Here is a 20,144-nt window from a genome sequence, read left to right as displayed (position 1 = left end):
CAGCCCGGTGGCCGAGTAGCCGAGCGGCGCGGTGCCGCCGGAGGCCGTGATCTGCAGGCTGGCGGCGCCGTTCAGCGCGGTCGACTGGTTGCCCGGGCTGGTGACGGTCGGGCCGCCGGTGCTGGGCAGCGAGCCGACGTTGACGGCGGCCCAGGCGGTGGCGGTGGCGTTGTACTCGGCCGAGCCCGCGCCGTACAGGTCGGTGGCGGCGGAGAGCATGCCGGCCCGGGCGCTCGCGTAGTTGGTGGTGGAGGTCCAGTAGGTGGTCAGCGCCCGGTACCAGATGGCGGCGGCCTTGTCCCGGCCGATGCCGGTGACGGTGATGCTGTTGACGGTGGGCGAGTTGTAGCTGACGCCGTTCACGGTCTTGGCGCCGCTGCCCTCGGCCAGCAGGTAGAAGGCGTGGTTGCCGACGCCCGAGGAGTAGTGGACGTCCTTGTTGCCGACCGTGGAGGACCAGCTGTCGGCGGAGGAGCCGTCCTTGGAGGGCTTGTCCATGTAGCGCAGCGGCGTGCCGTCGCCGTTGATGTTGATCAGCTCGCCGATCAGGTAGTCCGGGTTGTCGGTGGGCAGGTTCGCGTAGAACTCGACCATGGTGCCGAACACGTCCGAGGTGGACTCGTTCAGGCCGCCGGACTCGCCCGAGTAGTTCAGGCCCGCGGTGTTGGAGGTGACGCCGTGCGTCATCTCGTGGCCCGCGACGTCGAGTTCGGTCAGCGGGTGGGTGTTGCCCGAGCCGTCGCCGTAGGTCATGCAGAAGCAGCTGTCGTCCCAGAACGCGTTGACGTAGTTGCTGCCGTAGTGCACCCGGCTGTACGCGCCGACCCCGTCGTTGCGGATCCCGTTGCGGCCGAAGGTGTTCTTGTAGTAGTCCCAGGTCGACGCGACGCCGTAGTGGGCGTCGACGGCCGCGGACTCGCCGTTGGAGACGGTGCCGTTGCCCCAGCTGTCGGTGGACTTGGAGTACAGCGTGCCGGTGCCGCTGGTCCCGTTGGCCAGGTTGGTGGTGTACATCCCGCCGCGGGTCGGGTCCTTGAGCTGGTAGTTGGAGCCGGACTGCGAGGTGCCGAGGGTGACGTTGCCGACGAAGACGCCGTTGCCGGTGCCGGTCTGCACGCCCTCCCACTTCTGGATCACGGCGCCGCTGGTGGCGTCGGTGACCACGTGCAGCTTGCTCGGGGTGCCGTCCTCCTGGACGCCGGAGACCACGGTCTCCCAGGCCAGGCGCGGGTTGTTGTCGGCGGCCCAGACCACCAGCCGGGGCGCGGTGTCCAGGGCGGAGCCGGCCTGGGCGGCCAGCGCGGCGGCCTGGCCCTTGGCGGCGGCCAGCTTCGGGGTGGTGGAGAGGCCGTCCAGCGAGGCGGAGGAGGCCCGGTCGACGCCCTTGGTGGTGCCGTTGGCGGCCTGGTGGACGATCAGGTCGCCGCCGAGGACGGGCAGTCCGCCGTAGGTGCGCTCGTAGCGGAAGTGCTGGGTGCCGTCGGCGTCCTTGGACGCGTCCTTGACCACCAGTTTCTCCTGGGCGCCCAGGCCGAGGGCCTGGGCGAACCCCGCCGAGCGGCTGCCCGCGTCGGAGATCAGCTGGGCGTGCCCGGCGGCGGCCTGCTGGGAGGCGGCCTGGCCGGCCGGTGAGGGGGCGGCGGGGGCGGCCTGGGCCACCGCCGCGGGGATCGCGGTCACCAGTAGGGCGGTGGTGGCCGCGAGGGCGGCCATGCTCACGCGGGCATGCGTGCGGCGAGACATGCGGGACTCCTTTACCGACCGTCGCGGGGTCACGAGCGGTGGAGAGAATCTGGCCGCGGTTGCGGCGCAGCGGGGGCCCCTGCCGCCGGTTCGCGGCGCGGGGTGCGGTGCGGTGCGGGTTCGCGGTGCCGGACGCACTGGGGTACGCGCGCCGGGGCTGCTGCCGCCGGTGTCCTCGGGGAGGAACGCTCCGGCGGGAGAGGGGAGTTGGGGCTACCTGTCGGTTCGCAGCCGGGGGAATCCTGGCAGCAAACACCATGCGAATGACAGATGCATGCCAGGGTTTGACCGATTAATGACCGCGTCGCCACCTGCCCGACGGCCCCTCATGGTCCGGCATGTGGGACGGATCCGGGAAGGTCCGTGCCAAACCTCCCCGCCCGTCATCGGTTTTCGGCCAACACGGCCAGGGACCCCACCCGGAGGTGAGGCCCCTGTTACCGCTGGGAAACCATCAGTTCTGGACGAACACCGCCACCGTCCGGCCCGGCACCGTGAAGGTCCCCGAGGCCGGGTCGAAGGCTGCCCGCTTGACCACCGGGTCGCTGCCCTTCGCCTGCACCTCGTGCAGCCGCTGCTTGCTGCCCCGCAGGCCCGCCACGGTCTGGGTCTGCGCGGTCGGGGTGGCGTTGAAGACCACCGTGATGCCCTTCTCGGCGCCCTTCAGCCCGGTGCCGTCCAGGTGCATGGTGATCACGCCCGGGTTCTCCCCCGCGGTGCCGGACAGCGGGAAGGACAGCCGGCGCTGCACCTCCGCCGTGCTGGCCAGCGCGAACAGCGGCGAGGACTGCCGGATCTTCAGGAACTGCTGGTAGATGGCCGTGCTGGCGCCCATCTCGTTGCAGCCCATCCGCAGCTTCGGGTCGGCCAGCAGCTGCTTGTCCCGGGCCCACATCGACTGGTTGTCGGCCGCCATCGGCAGGCCGCGGCCCCAGCCGTTGCCCTGCTTGCAGTCCCAGGAGATCGAGTTGAACCAGTCGCCGGAGTCGAAGGAGTTGGCGTCCAGCGACTTCGAGCGCAGCAGGTCGCTGCCGGCCTGGGCGAAGCCCGGGCCCTGGCTCAGCGCGGTCAGCGACAGGCCGAGCGCCTGCATCCGGGCCCGGTCGGCGGGCGAGGTGCCCTGCGGCAGCTTGAACGCCAGCGCGTCGTACAGGTCCGCGTTGTCGTGCGCGTCCAGGTACTCCACCGCCTCGCCGGGGTTGGCCGCGTAGCCGGTCGGCGAGCCGTTGTAGTCGACGCCGCCGCCGGTGACCGGCTTGCCGCTGCTGTCGGTGAACTCGTAGGCCGACAGGTTGCCGGTCAGGCCGACCTTGACCTGGTCCATCTGGTGCAGCAGCCGGGCCTTCTGCTGCTCGGGGGTGCCGTTGTCGGCCGAGCCGTTCGGGTCGGTGAACAGGCCGGAGGCGAAGCCCTGCTGCGGGGCCGAGGACAGCTCGTAGTTGCCGCCGCGCCCGGCGTCCCGGATCCGGTCGTTGAAGGTCGCGATGCCGGTGCCGGCCATGTTGACCTGGGTGGCCTGGACGAACCGGGCGTCGTTGGCGACCGTCCCGAAGTTCCAGCCCTCGCCGTACAGGAAGACGTTCTTGCCGTCGACGCCGTCCTTCTGCGGGGTCAGCGCCCGCAGCGCGGACTGCACGTCCAGCATGGTCGACTTCGGGTCCAGGCCCATCAGGTCGAACCGGAAGCCGTCCACCCGGTACTGCTTGGCCCAGGTCACCACCGAGTCCACGACCAGCTTGTTCATCATGGCGTGCTCGGGCGCGGTGTCGGCGCAGCAGGAGTCGGTGGTGACCTTGCCGCTGTCGCTGAGCCGCTGGTAGTAGCCGGGGACGACCTTGTCGAGCACCGACTTGTCGTCCTGCCCGGCCGCGGCGGTGTGGTTGTACACCACGTCCAGCACCACCCGCAGGCCCGCCTCGTGCATCGCCTGCACCATCTCGCGGAACTGCTCGGTGCGCGCGGTGCCGTTCGGGTCGGTCGCGTACGAGCCCTCCGGCACCGTGTAGTGCAGCGGGTCGTAGCCCCAGTTGTAGGCGTCGTCGGCCTGCACGGCCGCCACGCACTCCTGCTGCCCGTCCGAGTCGGCGGCCAGCGCGGCCAGGTCGCAGGCCGGGAGCTTCTGGTCGGCCCGGTTCTCCCGGATGGTGGCGATGTCGAAGGTCGGCAGCAGGTGGATGGTGGTCACCCCGGCCTTGGCCAGGTCCTTCAGGTGCTGCATGCCCGCCGACCTGGACTGCGTGAACGCCAGGTAGGTGCCCCGCTCGTCGGCCGGCACGGTGCTGTCGGCGGACGAGAAGTCCCGCACGTGCAGCTCCTGGATCTGCTGCTTCACCGCCGGGATCGCCTCCGGGCTGCGGTGCTGGTCCCAGCCCTTCGGCTTGGTCGCGGCCGAGGACAGGTCGGCGACCAGGCTGCGCTTGGAGTCGGCGGCCAGCGCGGTCGAGTACGGGTCGGTGACCAGGTTGGTGACCACCTGCTGGACGCTCGGCGCCCACACCTTCACCTGGTACAGGTAGTACTTGCCGTCCAGGTCCTTGGCGTCCCCGGTCAGCGACCAGACGCCGGTCGCGTCGTCCCGCTTCAGCGGCACGGTCTTCGGGGTACCGCCGCTCGCCTTGTCGAACAGCTGCACCGCGACGTCGGTGGCGGTCGGCGCCCACAGCGACAGCGTCACCTTGCGCCTGTCGCCCTTGTCCTTGTCCTTGTCCTTGTCCTTGCCGTTCCCGTTGCCGTTGTTGCCCTTGCCCTGGTCGCCCGAGTACACCGGGCCGAGCTGCGCGGAGGCCGCCTTGGCCGCGTACAGGTCGTCCAGCACGCCGGGGGTCTGCACGCCGGTGGCGGCGAGCGCGGCGCCGTTGGGCAGGTGCTCGGTGAACACCACCTGGGCGCGCAGCGCGGCGGTGACCCGGCCCGCGTCGCGCGGGTCGACGGTGAACGCCCGGTACCCGGCCAGGTGCGGGAACTTCGCCTTCTGCGCGTCGGTGAGGCCGGCCGCCGGGTCGAGCCGGATCCAGTGGCCCGGCTTGGACAGCACGCCCTTGTCGACGCTCAGTCCGCCCTCGGGGTCGTAGATCAGCTGGGCGCTGGTGCCGCCCTTCAGCTGGGCGTCCGCCGCACCGTAGTTGGCGGGCACCACGACGGTCCTGGCGTCGATCCACTGGGCCTTGGCCGAACCCAGGTCGAGCTGCGAGGAGGTGCCGGCGCTCTGCGGCAGCAGGTGACCCTCCTGCCCGCCGACGATCCAGATCTCCCGGCCGGAGGTGGCGAAGTCGAGCGACTGGTCCTGCGGCAGGTCCTTGTCGCCGCCGTTGTGGATGATGTAGCTGAGGCTGGTCGCGCCCTCGGCCAGCGGCACCTCGAAGACCGCGCCGAACGCGTCCTGCCGGGCGGGCGTCAGCGGGTTGCCCCAGTCGGTGGGGGTGGCCGCGCCGGTCCAGTCGTGCAGGCCCCAGCCGGTGTAGTCGCCGTCGGCCCGCCGGTAGTGGATGACCGCCTTGCCCTCCGGCACCGGCTGCGCGCCGTCCGGGTTCGCGGTGCGGACGGTGGCGTCGCCCTCCTTGATCCACACCTCGCCGGTGGCGGAGATGTCGATGTGCCGGTCCTGGTCGACGTCCTTGGTGCCGTTGTTCTCCACCACGAACCCGACGTCGGACGCCCCGCCCTTGAGCTTCACGTACGCGAACGCGCCGTAGGCGTCCCGCCCGACGAAGCCGTGCCCCTCCGGCCAGGTGGTCGCCTCGCCGTCGGCGAGGTCGCCCCAGGCGTAGAGGTTCCAGCCGTCGTAGTTCCCGTCCTGCCGCTGGTAGTGCACCACCGCGTACTCGCGGGTCACCGCGCTCGGCGCGGGGGTCGGCGCCTGCTGCCCGGTGGTGAACTGCCCGGTGGTGGAGGCCAGCCGACCCGCCGAGTCCTCGACGACGGCCTTGAACCGGACGACGGTGCCCGGCGCGACCCCGTCCAGGTTCTGGGTGACTCGATACACCCCGTTGTCGGCGGTGCCGAGCGTCTGCCAGGCCCCGTCCCCGACCTGCGCGGCGAAGGTGACCCGGTTGAACCCGCCGCCGGGCACGTCCGCGCCCAGCGTGACCGTGCCGTACGAACCGTCGGCCGGCGCGCTGGCCGTGATCGACGGCCCGGCCGCGGGCTTGGCCAGCTTGTGCTTGGCCTTCAGCACCACCGAGGACATCGCCGGGACGGTGACCGTCACCTTGCCGTCCGCGCCGCTGGTGACCTTGCCGCCGATGCCGTACAGGCCGTCGAAGTCCATGCCCGCGGAGAAGGTGTCCAGCGTGACGGTCTTCGCCTCGGTGGCGTTGTTGACCGCCGCCAGGTACTCGACCTGCTCCTTGGCGTCGATCCGGGAGAACGCGTACACGCCCGGCCCGTCGGCCGCGTACCGCTCGACCTGGGCGCCGTCGGCCAGCGCCGGGTTGTCCTTGCGCAGCTTCGCCAGGCCGGTGATGCCCCGGTAGAGCGCGCCGTCCTCGCCGTAGCGGTCCTTCGAGCCGGAGGCGCCGCCGATCACGGTGTCGGTGTTGTACGAGGGGGTCTTCGAGGCGAACATGTCCTGCCGGGCGTCCTTGTCGCCGCCCGCGCCGGTGAAGCCCTGCTCGTCGCCGTAGTAGACCACCGGCTGGCCGCGGGTGAGGAACTGCAGCTCGTTGGCCAGCCGGTCCTTGGCCAGCAGCGCGTCGTTCGAGGCGCCCGGGTTGTCGCTCTGCAGGAAGGAGCCGAACCGGCCCATGTCGTGGTTGCCGAGGAAGGTCGGCAGCTCGTAGGCGTCGGTGTCGGCGGTGGTGTACCGGTAGTCCTGCGCGTACAGCTCGCTGAGCGCCTTGGCCGAGCCGTTCTGCGAGACGTACTTCCGGGCCGCCTCCTGGAACGCGAAGTCCAGGGTGGCCTGCAGCTTGCCCTGGGTGACGTACGGGGAGGTGATCGCCGGGTCGCCCGAGTACACCTCGCCGAACATGAAGAACTTCTTGTTGCCCTGCTGGGCGGCGAACTGCTTCAGCGCGGGCGCCCACTGCTCCCAGAACGCCAGGTTGACGTGCTTGACGGTGTCGATCCGGAAGCCGTCGACGCCGGTCTCGGCGACCCACTGCTGGTAGATCTTCTCCATCCCCGCGACGACCTTGGGGTTCTGGGTGTCCAGGTCGTCCAGGCCGGAGAAGTCGCCCTCGGTCGCGGACTCGCCGACGAAGGTCGAGTTGCCGCGGTTGTGGTAGAGCGACGGGTCGTTCAGCCAGGACGGGGTCTTGGCGGTCGCGCCCGCCTGGTCGCGCAGCACCGGGGTGTAGGGGAAGGAGTCCTTGGTGATGCTCGGCCACTGCGCCCGGGCGTCGGCGACCGCGGTCTCGTCGACCGGGTTGCCGTCCGCGTCGAGGGTCGGGTAGGCGCCCTCGGAACGGTAGTCGTACGTCTTCTCCGCGTAGTCGATGACGTCGGCGGTGTGGTTGGTGATGACGTCGAAGAAGACCTTGATGCCGCGCTTGTGCGCCTTGTCGATCAGCTCCTTGAGCTGGGCGTTGGTGCCGAAGTGCGGGTCGACCTGGGTGAAGTCGGTGATCCAGTAGCCGTGGTAGCCGGCCGAGGCGTCCGCGCCGGCGCCCTGCACGGGCTGGTTCTTGAAGATCGGCGCCATCCAGATCGCGGTGGTGCCGAGGTCCTGGATGTAGTCGAGCCTGTCGATCAGGCCCTGCAGGTCACCGCCGTGGTAAAAGCCCTTGTCGGCCGGGTCGAGGCCGTTGTCCATCCGGCCGCCGGTGATGCCACCGGTGTCGTTGGCGGTGCTGCCGTTGGCGAAGCGGTCCGGCAGCACGAAGTAGAACTGCTCGCGGGTCAGGTCGTGCCGGGCCGCGGTGGCCGCCAGCTCCTTGTCGGACGGCGGGGCGGGCGGGGTGGACGCGGCCGCGGCGAACGGCACGGCGCCCAGGGTGGCAGCGATCAGCGAGGCCGCGACCAGGACGGCGGCCCGTCCGGGGCGGCGGTACGGGGTGGTGCGGCGCTGGGGGCGGAACGGGGCGTCGGCCACGGCAGGGCTCTCCCTCGGGGGCGCTCGGGCAAGGGGTGGGTGGCGTGGAACCTAGCGCCCTGCAAGATGTTTCAGCAAGATGCGAAAGGGGTTTCCGGCCCGAGTCATACCGAGTCGTGACCTGAGCCCCTCCCCCGGCACCGCCGGGGTGCGTACCCGAACCAGACCCCGGTTCGACCCCCGGTAACCCGCGCGCCACAATGGAGCGCATGCGCCTCGAAAACCGATCTACCCCTACCCCCGTGGGGGGACAGTCGGTGAAGAATCCCCGACCAGAGGATGAGCAAGCGGCCACAGCCGGTCTGGCAGACTTCTCCTCCATGGGGGAACCGACCGAGATCCAGACAGCCGGCGCCGAACGTGCCGACCGGACCACGCACGACGGTTCCGACCCGGGAACGGAGCACACCCCCCGTCAGCCCGGCGGAGCCACCCGCGTCGCCCAGTCGCCCACCGCCGCCGTCCGCAACCGCCTGCGCGAGCAGCGCCGCAGCCCGCGCCGTCCGCACCTGCTCTTCGAACTCGCCCTGATCGGCCTCAGCTACTGGCTGTACTCGCTGGTCCGCAACGCCGTCCCGGAGCAGGCCGAGATCGCCCAGAAGCACGCGACCTGGGTCTGGAACCTGGAGCACACCCTCGGCATCGCCGTGGAGCGCTCCGTCAACCACGGCGTGAACTCGGTCACCTGGCTCATCGTCGGGATGAACTACTACTACGCCACCCTGCACTTCATCATCACCATCGGCGTGCTGGTCTGGCTCTACCGCTCCCACCCCGGCCGCTACGCCGCCTCCCGGACGGTGCTGTTCATCACCACCGGCATCGCCCTGGTCGGCTTCTACTGCTTCCCGCTGGCCCCGCCCCGCCTGATGACCGGCGGCGGCTTCCTCGACACCGTCACGCTCCACCAGACCTGGGGCTCGCTGGCCTCCGGCGCCGGGGCGACGGTCTCCAACCAGTACGCCGCGATGCCCTCGATGCACATCGGCTGGTCCACCTGGTGCGGCCTGACCGTCTTCTTCCTGGCCCGCCGCACCTGGGTCCGCCTGCTCGGCCTCGCCTACCCCGTGGTCACCCTGAGCGTGATCGTCTCCACCGCCAACCACTTCTGGCTGGACGCGGTCGGCGGCCTGGTCTGCCTCGCCGTCGGCTTCCTCGCCGCCCGCCTGCTCTACCACACCTGGGTCTACCGCCTGCCCCGCAGGCCCGGCGACCCGGTCGGCCGGGAGCTCACCGTCCCCGCCCAGTGGGACACCAAGGTCAACGCCTAGCGCTGGCGCGCCGCCAGGGGCGCGGGGAACTGCGCGAGCACCCCGAACGCACCGCAAGATCGCGGGATAGTGCAAGACACCGTCCTGCTTCGCGATCTTGCGGTGCGTACTGGGTTGGCCGCGCAGTTCCCCGCGCCCCTGGTTTCGCGTTCGTGCGCAAGCATTACTCCCCGCCGTAGAACAGCCGCTCCACCACCCGGCGCGCGCGCCGCGTCGTCCGCCGGTACTCGTCCACCAGCTCCCCCGAGTGCCCCACCCCGTAGCCCAGGTAGCGCGCCACCCCCGCCAGCTCCCGGGCGTCGCCGGGGAAGCTGTCCCCGGCCCGCCCGCGCACCAGCATCACCGCGGCGCGCACCCGGGAGGCCAGCACCCAGGCCGCGTCCAGCACCTCCGCGTCCTCCCGGTCGACCAGGCCCGCCGCCGCCGCGGCGGCCAGCGCCGCCCGGGTGCGGGTGGTGCGCAGGGCGGGCAGCTCGTGGCCGTGCCGGAGCTGGAGCAGCTGCACCGTCCACTCGACGTCGGCCAGCCCGCCGCGGCCGATCTTGGTGTGGGTGGTGGGGTCGGCGCCGCGCGGCAGCCGCTCGGACTCGATCCGGGCCTTGATCCGGCGGATCTCCACCAGGTCCCGGTCGGGGACGCCGGCGCCGGGGTAGCGCAGCGGGTCGATCAGCTCGCGGAAGCGCTCCCCCAGCTCCGCGTCCCCGGCCGTCGCCTCGGCCCGCAGCAGCGCCTGGCTCTCCCAGACGTGCGACCAGCGCGCGTAGTACGCCGCGTACGAGCCGAGGGTGCGCACCAGCGGGCCGTTGCGGCCCTCGGGGCGCAGGTCGGCGTCGACCAGCAGCGGGGGTTCGACGGACGGGGCGGCCAGCAGGGTGCGCAGTTCGCCGATCACCTCGCGGGCGGCCCGCGCGGCCTCCTCGTCGAGGACGCCGGACTTCGGCTCGTGCACGAACAGCACGTCCGCGTCCGAGCCATAGCCGAGTTCGCGGCCGCCGAACCGGCCCATCGCGACGATCGCGATCCGGGTGGGCAGTTCGCCGCCCCGGGCCTCCCAGCCGTCGGTGGCGGCGCGCAGCGCGCCCTGCAGGGTGGCAGCGGTGATCGAGGTGAGCGCCTCGCCCGCGAGGTCGAGGGCGCGGGCCGGGTCCTCGTCGAGCCGGCCGAGCACGTCGGCGGCGGCGGTGCGGAACAGCTCGCGGCGCCGGACCGCCCGCACGGCGGCGACGCCCGCGGCCGGGCCGCCGGAGCGGCCGACCGCGGCCAGCACCTCCGCCTCCAGCGCGGCCCGGCCGCGCGGGACGAGGCCGCCGGCGTCGCCGAGCATGGCGACCGCCTCGGGGGCGCGCAGCAGCAGGTCGGGGGCGAGGCGCCCGGCGGACAGCACCCGGGCGAGCTGCTCGGCGGCGGCGCCCTCGTCGCGCAGCAGCCGCAGGTACCAGGGGGTGCGGCCGAGCGCGTCGGAGACCTGGCGGAAGTTGAGCAGCCCGGCGTCCGGGTCGGCGGAGTCGGCGAACCGGCCGAGCAGCACCGGCAGCAGGGTGCGCTGGATCGCGGCCTTCCGGCTGACCCCGGAGGCCAGCGCGGAGATGTGCCGCAGCGCGGCGGCCGGGTCGGCGTACCCCAGGGCGGCCAGCCGCTGCTTGGCGGCCTCGGCGCTGAGCCCGGCGGCGCCGGAGCCGGTGACCCGCAGTTCGGCGACCGGCAGTTCGGCGACGGCGTCCAGCAGCGGCCGGTAGAACAACCGCTCGTGCAGCCGCCGCACCTCCACCGCGTGCCGCCGCCACTCGCGCTGCAGCGCCGCGACCGGGCCGTCCCCCCGGGTGTCCCCCTGGATCAGCGGGGCCATCGTCCGGGCCAGCCGGCGCAGGTCGGCCGGGTCGGTGGGCATCAGGTGGGTGCGGCGCAGCCGCTGCAGCTGGATCCGGTGCTCCAGGGTGCGCAGGAAGCGGTACGCGGCGTCCAGCGAGGCGGCGTCGGCCCGGCCGACGTACCCGCCGTCGCTGAGCGCGGCCAGCGCCTCCAGCGTGTTGCCGCTGCGCAGCGCCTCGTCGGTGCGCCCGTGCACGAGCTGCAGCAGCTGGACGGCGAACTCGACGTCGCGCAGGCCGCCGGGGCCGAGCTTGAGCTGCCGGTCCAGCTCCCCGGCCGGGATCGCGTCGACCACCCGGCGGCGCATCTGCTGGACGTCGGTGACGAAGTTCTCCCGGGCGGCGGCCTGCCACACCAGCGGGGCGATGGCCTCGGCGTAGGCGCGGCCGAGTTCGGGGTCGCCGGCGATCGGGCGGGCCTTCAGCAGGGCCTGGAACTCCCAGGTCTTGGCCCAGCGCTGGTAGTAGGCGAGGTGGCTGGCCAGGGTGCGCACCAGCGGGCCGTTGCGGCCCTCCGGGCGCAGGTTGGCGTCCACCGGCCAGATGGTGCCCTCGCCGGTGGTGTCGGAGCACAGCCGCATGGCGTGCGCGGCCAGCCGGGTGGCGGCCTGCACCGCCCGCTGCTCCTCGACGCCCTCCCGGGCCTCGGCGACGAAGACGACGTCCACGTCGGAGACGTAGTTGAGCTCGCGGCCGCCGCACTTGCCCATCCCGATGACGGCCAGCCGGGCGGCCGCGGCGGCCTCCGGGTCCTGCTCGGCGGCGATGTCCAGGGCGGTCTGCAGGGTGGCGCCGGCCAGGTCGGCGAGCTCGGCGGCGGCCTGCGGCAGGTCGGTGGTGCCGGACAGGTCGCGGGCCGCGATGGCCAGCAGGCAGCGCCGGTAGGCGGCGCGCAGCGCGTCGGCCCGGTCGGCGTCCGGCTCGGCCCACACCCGGCGGGTGAGCTCGCCGAGGAAGTCGCCGCGCCCGGGGTGGATGTCGCGCAGCTCGAAGGAGACCAGGGCGTGCCAGTCCCGGGGGTGCCGGGCCAGGTGGTCGGCGAGCGCGGTGGAGGCGCCGAGGACGCCGAGCAGCCGGTCGCGCAGCGGCTTGGAGGTGGTCAGGGTGTCGCGCAGGGTGTGCCGCTCGTGCGGGTCGAGCGCCTCCAGCAGCCGGGCCAGCCCGAACAGCGCCTGGTCCGGGTCGGCGGCGGCGCCCAGCGCGTCCAGCAGCACCGGATCGGCGGCGAGGCCCTGCAACTCCGGTTCGCCGAGCAGCCGCACCGCCTGGTCGGGGTCGGAGAAGCCCCGCCGCACCAGTCGGGTCTCCAGCCGGCTGACCCGGCTCCCGGCCCGTTCCTCCACCGTCGTCCCGCCTCCCGTGCCCGTGCCCGTGCGCGCGGCCGTCCCGCGCGCCGCCCTGCCCGAAGCGTACGTTCCCGCCCGCCCCGGAGGGGCCCCGTGACGCACCGTCGGCCCGCCCGCCCCGCTCCCCGCCCGTGACACCCCGCCGGCCGGCTCGTTGGCCACGGGGTGACCCCGCTGCGGACACCCCCCGCCCTCCCCGCCCGCCTCCCCTCGCTCACCGGCCTGCGCTTCCTCGCCGCGCTGCTGGTCGTCTGCTACCACCTCTCCCGCCAGGTCGGCACCCTGCCGGTGCTCAGCCCGCTCGCCTGGTACGGGCGTTCGGGCGTCACCTTCTTCTTCGTGCTCTCCGGTTTCGTGCTCGCCTGGACGTACGCGGACGCCCGCGTCCCGGCCCGCCGCTTCTACCGCCGCCGCCTCGCCCGGATCTGGCCGCTGCACGCCCTCACCACCGGCGCCTCGCTCGCGGTGTACGCCGCCCTCGGCGCGGCCGTCCCGGTCACCGCCGCCCTGTGGTCACTGCCGCTGCTGCACCCCTGGGGACGCGGCACCGTGATGGGCGGCAACCCGGCCGGCTGGTCGCTCGGCGACGAAGCCTGGTTCTACCTGCTCTTCCCCCTCCTGCCGCGCCTGCGCCCCGGCCTGCGCACCGCCGCCCTGTGCTGCGCCACCGGGCCGCTGCTCTGGCTCGCGGGCTCCGCCGTCACCGACCCCGCCCTGCGCAGCTGGCTCCTCGACTACCTGCCGCTCGGCCGCACCCCGCAGTTCCTGCTCGGCGCCGCCCTCGCCCTGGCCGTCCGCCGCGGCCGGCTGCCCGCCCTGCCGCTGCTGCCCGCCGCGCTCGCCGTGGCCGCCTTCCACCTCGCCCTGGTCCCCTGGCACCACGCCGTCCCCGACCCCGCCTGGTACAGCCCCTACAGCGCCTCCCAACTCCTCTCCGCCCCGCTCTTCGCCGCCCTGATCACCGCCGCCGCCCAGTCCGACCTGCGCCGCCCCGACGGCCCCCTCGCCCGCCGCCCCTGGACCACCCTCGGCAACTGGTCCTTCGCCTGGTACCTGGTCCACGAGATCACCTTCCGCCCCTGGCTCCACCACTACGGCCACCCCGCCCCCGGCCTCCCCACCGCCACCACCTGGCTCCTCCTCCTCACCACCTCCCTCATCCTCGCCGGCACCCTCCACCACCTCGTCGAACACCCCCTGGAACGCCTCCTCCGCGACCACCCGGCCGGCCCGCCCCACACCCCCGGGGTGGCCCGGCCCCGTTCCGGCAGCGAGCCGACGACGCACCAGGCCCGCGAGGAACTGCCCTCCCCGGGGTAGCGAACGATCCCCGGGGCCGCCCCCCATCCGCCCCCACCGCCCCGGCGCGGTTGTCCCGCCCCCTCCTGCAGCGCGGGGATGACCGCACCGGGCAACGGCGTCCGTCCCCCGCCCCGCCCGGCTCAGCCGACGGGCCCGTCGCCCCCCGCGCTCCTCCGCCCGACGATGGTCTCCCGCAGCTCGGCCGGGGTGGGCCACGGCGCCTTCCGGTGGATCATCCGGTGGCAGTTGGCGCAGATCAGCGCGAGGTCCGCGAGCTTCGTCGTCCCCTCGCCCGCTACGTGCAGGGGCACCACGTGGTGGCACTCGACGTAGCCCGCCCCGCGGTCGCCGTACACGGCTTCGTAGTCGAAACCACAGACCTCGCAGGCCAGGGTGCCGCCCTTGCCCAGCACCGAGTCGATCTTCCGCTGCCTCAGCTTCCGGTCCCGCTCCCTGGCCCGGTGCCGACGCATGAGCAGCCGCCCCTCGGGCGCCTCGTACTCCTCCTCCGACTCCTCGTCCACCGGTGCCCCGACCGGAGACTGCCCCGCAGCCAGCTGCGCCCGGATGAGGCGGGCCGCCTGCGCCATCTCCTCCGGCCGCTCCAGGAACTCGCGCAGCACCCTCCGGTCGGTCTCGCCGCCCTTGGTCGCCTTCCCCTGGTAGTCGGGATGCCTGGTCGCGATGTCAGCGGTCTTGCGGGCAACGCCGTTGTGGTTCCTGAACTTCTCACCCCGTACGTCCTCCCCGTGGAACGGGAGGAGCTGGAGCAGCTCCGACAGTTCCCGGACCCTCTGGTCGTTGGCGTCGAGTTCGTGCCAACCGTTCGACGCCACGAGGTCGCAGGCGAGGATCACCTCGTCCCAGACCCAGTCCGGGTTCTTGAGCACCTTGACCGTGAAGCCCAGCGACCTCAGCCAGGCAGCTGCGTGGTCCTTGCCCCCGCTGAAATCGCCGGCAGGCAGCGCGCGTCCCTGCGTCCACTTGTGGGCGACTCCAGCGATGGCCTTCGAGTCGTACTCCCTGCCCTCGTGGACCAGGACGTAGGACTGCGCACGGTCGAAGCCGTAACGGGACAGGAAGACTTCACGCCCCAGCTCGTCGTACTCCTCGATGGCCTTCAGCACTGACTCTATGGTGATCTCTCCTCGCCGCATGGCACGAGGGTACGGTCTGCTTCCGACAACGGAGCGACCGGATTTGACCGCCGGGCACCGAGCCGCCTCCGCCGGAACGCCGCTTCCCGGCCCGGACTACACCGGGCGCCACGGCTCCGCGAACACCGCGTAGAAGTACGGCAGGCTGTCCTCGGGCCCGTTCTCCAGCCGCCGGAACACCTTCCCGATCGGGTTGCCCACCTGCCCGCTCGGCAGGTCCACCACCAGCGGGAAGCCGAACGCCGCCGCTTCCTCCCCGCCGACGCCCCGCCAGGCCGCCCCGCCCTGTCGGACCATCACCTCGCCCACGTAGCAGCCGAACCCGAACAGGGTCTCGCCGATCTGGCCACTGACGATCCCGCTGCCCCGGAACTCCTCGATGATCCCGTCGACCACCGCCAGGCTGGCCACCGAGTAGTCCAGCTCCACCCCGCTCACCTGCGCCGCCGACGCCACGATGTCCGCCGCGAACCTCCCGGCGTTCCCCACCTCCGGCGCGTACCGCAACCGCAGTTCCATCCCTACCCCTCCCGGCCCGTGACGTTCGACAGGGTTCCGCTTCCCCCCGCCCCGCTCGCATACACCACACGGCCCCGGCGAGCACCCGCTCCGGCACTGAGGTCGGGATCACTCTCCGCGGGCGAACCACTCCCAGGCCGCTCGCGTTATTAGGCTCGCACCGCCAGCCGAGACCCAGGGGGACAGCGCATGAGAATCAAGGACCTGACGAGCGCCTCAGCGGTGGAGGAGGCGCTCAGGGAGTACGACAGTCTGGGAGGCCACGCCTTCCGCACCAAGTACGGGAGCGACTCTTCGACGCAGTACTACCTCAGCCACGCCGACCTGCTGTACGACGCCGAGGCGATCGCCGGCGTTGCTCACGGCTACCAGCACCAGGCCGCCGATCCCTTGCCGAACGCCCAGCTCAACGACGGTGCGGAAGCCGCAACTTCCACGCTGCGCGCCATGGGCTTCACGGTCCTCAACAGCCACACGAAGACCGTGAAGGAAGAACGGGAGTGGCGCCTGGCCGTGTGGCAGAACCTGCTCGCGCGACGAGACGACTCGGGGTTGGTCACCTCGGACGCCATCCGTTCAGTGGGCGCGTACGGCAACTACCGCGGCATCTGGGCGGACATGTCCCGCACCCGGCAGTTCCACCCCGACGGCGTGACGATCGGACTCAAGCACACCGGCCAGCACTACCCCGATGACCTGAGCGAGAGCGGAGCGCTCTACCACTACCCCTCCACCCTGCTACCGGGCCGTGACCTGGCCGAAGTCAACGCCACGAAGGCGGCCGCCACGCTCCAGCTCCCCCTATTCGTCATCACCCAGCGCGGGCCCCTCCGTGGCGTGCACCTCGCGTGGGTGGAGGGTTGGGAGGACGAGAGCAGCCTGTTCCTGGTCCGCTTCGGTGAGACCCCACCCGTTCAACTCCTGGACCGCGACCGCTCGGAAGAACAACCATTCCGACTCGAAGGCAATCGGCGCCGCAAGCGCAGCGGGACCGTGGTCGACCGACCGGACCAGGCACGGTTCAAGATCGAAGTGTTCCGGCGGTACGGGGCGCACTGCCCGCTCTCGGGGATCGTCATCCCTCAGATGATCGAGGCGGCGCACCTCCGAGGAGACGCCGACGGCGGCACCTCCGACGCCCGCAACGGCCTGCCGATGAACGCTGCGCTCCACCGGGCTTTTGACGCCCACCTCTTCGCCATCAATCCCGACACCCTCACCGCGGAAGCACGCCCCGGCGGGCCAAGCCTGGAGAGCATGGGCATCGTGCACCCGAAACTCGCGCTGGATCGCCTGCCGCACCCGATGGCGCTCAAGTGGCGCTACGACGAGTGGCTGCGCCGCACCGGCCAGTCGGGGGGCCGTTAGGCACACCGCATTGCACCGTGGAGGCTCCGGCGACGGCGGCGAAGCCACCGCCCCCGGAGCCTCCACGGCCCGTGGAACCCGACGGGGTCACAGCACCTGCAGCACCTTGCGCAGCTCGAACGGCGTGACCTCGGAGCGGTACTCCTCCCACTCCTGGCGCTTGTTGCGCAGGAAGAAGTCGAAGACGTGCTCGCCCAGCGTCTCGGCGACGAGTTCGCTGCGCTGCATGAGGTCGATGGCTTCGCCGAGGTTCTGGGGCATGGGCTGGATGCCGAGGGCGCGGCGTTCGGCGTCGGTGAGGGCCCAGACGTCGTCGTCGGCGCCGGGGGGGAGTTCGAGGTTGTCCTCGATGCCCTTGAGGCCGGCGGCGAGGGTGACGGCGTAGGCGAGGTAGGGGTTGCAGCCGGTGTCGAGGGAGCGGACCTCGATGCGGGTGGAGCCCTGCTTGCCGGGCTTGTACATGGGGACGCGGATGAGGGCGGAGCGGTTGTTGTGGCCCCAGCAGATGTAGGAGGGGGCTTCGCCGCCGGCGCCGGCGGTGCGCTGGGAGCCGCCCCAGATGCGCTTGTAGGAGTTGACCCACTGGTTGGTGACGGCGGCGGTCTCGGCGGCGTACTTGAGCAGGCCGGCGATGAAGGAGCGGCCGACCTTGGAGAGCTGGTACTCGGCGCCGGACTCGTGGAAGGCGTTGCGGTCGCCCTCGAAGAGGGAGACGTGGGTGTGCATGCCGGAGCCGGGGAAGTGGGAGAACGGCTTGGGCATGAAGGAGGCGTGGACGCCCTGTTCGAGGGCGACCTCCTTCATGACCAGGCGGAAGGTCATGATGTTGTCGGCGGTGGAGAGCGCGTCGGCGTAGCGGAGGTCGATCTCCTGCTGGCCGGGGGCGCCCTCGTGGTGGCTGAACTCGACCGAGATGCCCATGGATTCGAGCATGGTGATGGCCTGGCGGCGGAAGTCGTGGCCGATGCCGCGCGGGGTGTGGTCGAAGTAGCCGGACTGGTCGGCGGGGGTCGGCGGGGTGCCGTCGCCGGGGAGGTCCTTGAGGAGGAAGAACTCGATCTCGGGGTGGGTGTAGAAGGTGAACCCGAGGTTGGACGCCTTCTCCAGGGTGCGCTTGAGGACGTAGCGCGGGTCGGCGTAGGAGGGGGAGCCGTCGGGCATCAGGATGTCGCAGAACATCCGGGCGGTGCCGGGGTTCTCGGAGCGCCACGGCAGTATCTGGAAGGTGGTCGGGTCCGGCTTGGCGATCATGTCGGACTCGTAGACCCGGGCGAAGCCCTCGATCGCCGAGCCGTCGAAGCCGATGCCTTCCTCGAACGCCTGCTCCAGCTCCGCCGGGGCGACCGCGACCGACTTGAGGAACCCGAGCACGTCGGTGAACCACAGTCGGACGAACCGGATGTCACGCTCCTCGAGCGTGCGAAGCACGAACTCCTGCTGCTTGCCCATGGGGACAGTCTCACCTCTGCTCTTTACGCCCGTGTTACGCCGCCCGCACCGGCCGGCCCGGTCCGGCGAAGACCTCGCCCGGACCGCGTCGCCCCCCATCATGGCGGATCTTCGCCCGCTTGCCGATCCCTGGCGGTTCCGGGGGGCGGAGGGGGGCGGAGCTGCCCGGCGGGACCCGGAGGGCGGAACGGGAGGCACCCCCCGCGACATAACGTCAGTTAGACGATTACACTCGGGGGCATGCCGAATCTGCGTCTCGCCCTGTGCCAGATCGACCCCTGGGTCGGTGACCTCGCCCGCAACAGCGAGGAGGTGCTGCGCTGGTCGAAGCGGGCCGCCGGGTCCGGCGCCGACCTGATCGCCTTCCCGGAGATGGTGCTGACCGGGTACCCGGTGGAGGACCTGGCCTTCCGCGGCTCGTTCGTCGAGGGCTCGCGCGCCGCGCTGGTCGACCTGGCGGCGAAGCTGCGGGCCGAGGGCCTGGGCGACACCCCGGTGGTGGTGGGCTACCTGGGCCGCGGCGAGCCGGGCACCCGGTACGCGGGCAAGCCGCAGAACTGCGCGGCGGTGCTGCGCGGCGGCGAGGTGGTGACCAGGTTCGCCAAGCACTTCCTGCCGAACTACGGCGTGTTCGACGAGTACCGGTACTTCGTGCCGGGCGACCAGCTGACGGTGCTGCGGCTGCACGGCGTGGACGTGGCGCTGGCGATCTGCGAGGACATCTGGCAGGAGGGCGGCCGGGTCGCGGCCACCGGCCAGGCGGGCGCGGGCCTGCTGCTGTCGCTGAACGGTTCGCCGTACGAGCGCGACAAGGACGACGTCCGGCTGGAGCTGGTCAAGCGCCGGGCGGCCGAGGCGGGCTGCCCGCTGGTGTACCTGAACATGGTGGGCGCGCAGGACGAGCTGGTCTTCGACGGCGAGTCGCTGGTGGTCACCGAGGACGGCGAACTGCTGCTGCGCGGCCCGCAGTTCGAGGAGGCGCTGCTGGTCGTGGACCTCGACCTGCCGGCCGCGGCCGAGGACGGCCTGCCGGACGGCACGGTGCTGGCCGACGGCCTGAAGCTGACCAGGGTCGACCTGGGCGGCGCGCCGAAGGAGTCGGCGGCGCCGGTCGCGCCGCAGGTCGGCGAGCGGCTGGACGACGAGGCCGAGGTGTACGCGGCGCTGGTCGAGGGCACCCGGGCGTACGTCCGCAAGAACGGGATGCGCTCGGTGCTGATCGGCCTGTCCGGCGGCATCGACTCGGCGCTGGTGGCGGCGATCGCGGTGGACGCGATCGGCGCGGAGAACGTGTACGGCGTCTCGATGCCCTCGCGCTACTCCTCGCAGCACTCGCGGGACGACGCGGCCGAGCTGGCCCGCCGCACCGGCCTGCACTTCCGCACGGTGTCGATCGCCCCGATGTTCGACGCGTACATGGGCGCCGCGGAGCTGACCGGCCTGGCCGAGGAGAACCTGCAGTCGCGGCTGCGCGGCACGCTGCTGATGGCGATCTCCAACCAGGAGGGGCAGATCGTCCTGGCTCCGGGCAACAAGAGCGAGCTGGCGGTCGGCTACTCGACGCTGTACGGCGACTCGGTGGGCGCGTACGGGCCGATCAAGGACGTGTACAAGACGCTGGTGTTCAAGCTGGCGCGCTGGCGCAACGCGCAGGCCGAGGCCCGCGGCGAGGTGCCGCCGATCCCGGAGAACACCATCGTCAAGCCGCCGTCCGCCGAGCTGCGGCCGGACCAGAAGGACACCGACTCGCTGCCCGACTACGACCTGCTGGACGCCGTGCTGGCCCGGTACGTGGAGGGCGACGAGGGCCGGGACGCGATCGTCGCCGCCGGGTACCCGGCCGAGGTGGTGGACCGGGTGGTGCGGCTGGTGGACACCGCCGAGTACAAGCGCCGGCAGTACCCGCCGGGCCCGAAGGTCTCGCCGAAGAACTTCGGCCGCGACCGCCGGCTGCCCATCACCAACCGCTGGCGGCAGGGCTGACGGCCCGGGGCCGCAGGGCTGACGGCCGGGGGCGGCAGGGCTGACAGTGCGGGCCGCAGGGGTTAGGGTGAGCGCCGCAGCACGCGCCCGATCATGGACGGCGCGCC

The 20,144-nt window shown here is 72.3% G+C and carries 10 protein-coding genes; 4 read left to right on the top strand and 6 right to left on the bottom strand.

Annotated elements, in window-relative coordinates:
• Both ABD345_RS34355 and pulA read right to left on the bottom strand, forming a co-directional pair.
• Window positions 1-1,743: M4 family metallopeptidase (locus ABD345_RS34355; protein ID WP_344558025.1), on the bottom strand; the 1,743-nt coding region annotated here is incomplete at its 3' end.
• A 454-nt stretch (window positions 1,744-2,197) separates the two neighbouring features.
• Complete coding sequence (pulA, locus tag ABD345_RS34350; protein WP_344558023.1) at window positions 2,198-7,774, bottom strand: pullulanase-type alpha-1,6-glucosidase; 5,577 nt, start codon at window positions 7,772-7,774, stop codon at window positions 2,198-2,200.
• A 320-nt stretch (window positions 7,775-8,094) separates the two neighbouring features.
• Between pulA and ABD345_RS34345 the strand changes: the two genes are divergently transcribed.
• Complete coding sequence (locus tag ABD345_RS34345; RefSeq protein WP_344558021.1) at window positions 8,095-9,045, top strand: phosphatase PAP2 family protein; 951 nt, start codon at window positions 8,095-8,097, stop codon at window positions 9,043-9,045.
• A gap of 163 nt (window positions 9,046-9,208) precedes the next feature.
• On the opposite strand, the gene ABD345_RS34340 is transcribed toward ABD345_RS34345, so the two are convergent.
• Window positions 9,209-12,256: a bifunctional [glutamine synthetase] adenylyltransferase/[glutamine synthetase]-adenylyl-L-tyrosine phosphorylase gene (locus ABD345_RS34340; RefSeq protein ID WP_344558019.1), complete on the bottom strand. Its 3,048-nt coding sequence runs from the start codon at window positions 12,254-12,256 to the stop codon at window positions 9,209-9,211.
• Window positions 12,257-12,424: 168 nt separating this feature from the next.
• Between ABD345_RS34340 and ABD345_RS34335 the strand changes: the two genes are divergently transcribed.
• Entirely contained in the window at window positions 12,425-13,579 is a 1,155-nt protein-coding gene (locus ABD345_RS34335; protein WP_344558017.1) for an acyltransferase family protein, read from the top strand.
• Between the two features lie 122 nt (window positions 13,580-13,701).
• Here ABD345_RS34335 and ABD345_RS34330 read toward each other — a convergent pair whose 3' ends face one another.
• Together ABD345_RS34330 and ABD345_RS34325 are read right to left on the bottom strand one after the other, a co-directional pair.
• A complete protein-coding gene (locus ABD345_RS34330) occupies window positions 13,702-14,718 on the bottom strand; it encodes an HNH endonuclease (RefSeq protein ID WP_486327096.1) in 1,017 nt (338 codons plus the stop codon).
• Between the two features lie 96 nt (window positions 14,719-14,814).
• Window positions 14,815-15,237, bottom strand: a complete 423-nt coding sequence (locus ABD345_RS34325; protein ID WP_344558012.1) for a hypothetical protein — start codon at window positions 15,235-15,237, stop codon at window positions 14,815-14,817.
• A 189-nt stretch (window positions 15,238-15,426) separates the two neighbouring features.
• Between ABD345_RS34325 and ABD345_RS34320 the strand changes: the two genes are divergently transcribed.
• On the top strand, window positions 15,427-16,605 hold the full coding sequence (locus tag ABD345_RS34320) for an HNH endonuclease (protein WP_344558010.1): 1,179 nt from the start codon (window positions 15,427-15,429) through the stop codon (window positions 16,603-16,605).
• Between the two features lie 87 nt (window positions 16,606-16,692).
• Here the strand turns inward: ABD345_RS34320 and glnA are convergent, their stop codons facing one another.
• Window positions 16,693-18,054: a type I glutamate--ammonia ligase gene (gene glnA / locus ABD345_RS34315; protein ID WP_014135480.1), complete on the bottom strand. Its 1,362-nt coding sequence runs from the start codon at window positions 18,052-18,054 to the stop codon at window positions 16,693-16,695.
• Window positions 18,055-18,294: 240 nt separating this feature from the next.
• Here glnA and ABD345_RS34310 point away from each other — a divergent pair, with 240 nt between their 5' ends.
• Complete coding sequence (locus tag ABD345_RS34310; RefSeq protein WP_344558008.1) at window positions 18,295-20,037, top strand: NAD+ synthase; 1,743 nt, start codon at window positions 18,295-18,297, stop codon at window positions 20,035-20,037.
• Window positions 20,038-20,144 lie beyond the last annotated feature (107 nt).

Source organism: Kitasatospora saccharophila, from assembly GCF_039529925.1.
GTDB lineage: Bacteria > Actinomycetota > Actinomycetes > Streptomycetales > Streptomycetaceae > Kitasatospora > Kitasatospora saccharophila.
This window is presented reverse-complemented; position numbering and strand designations above follow the sequence as displayed.

Excerpts from the sequence above, each read along its gene's own strand:
- ABD345_RS34345 (WP_344558021.1), top strand. The coding sequence starts at position 8,095 with ATGGGGGAACCGACCGAGATCCAGACAGCCGGCGCCGAACGTGCCGAC.
- ABD345_RS34330 (WP_486327096.1), bottom strand. The coding sequence starts at position 14,718 with ATGCGGCGAGGAGAGATCACCATAGAGTCAGTGCTGAAGGCCATCGAG.
- ABD345_RS34325 (WP_344558012.1), bottom strand. The coding sequence starts at position 15,237 with ATGGAACTGCGGTTGCGGTACGCGCCGGAGGTGGGGAACGCCGGGAGG.
- ABD345_RS34320 (WP_344558010.1), top strand. The coding sequence starts at position 15,427 with ATGAGAATCAAGGACCTGACGAGCGCCTCAGCGGTGGAGGAGGCGCTC.
- glnA (WP_014135480.1), bottom strand. The coding sequence starts at position 18,054 with ATGGGCAAGCAGCAGGAGTTCGTGCTTCGCACGCTCGAGGAGCGTGAC.
- ABD345_RS34310 (WP_344558008.1), top strand. The coding sequence starts at position 18,295 with ATGCCGAATCTGCGTCTCGCCCTGTGCCAGATCGACCCCTGGGTCGGT.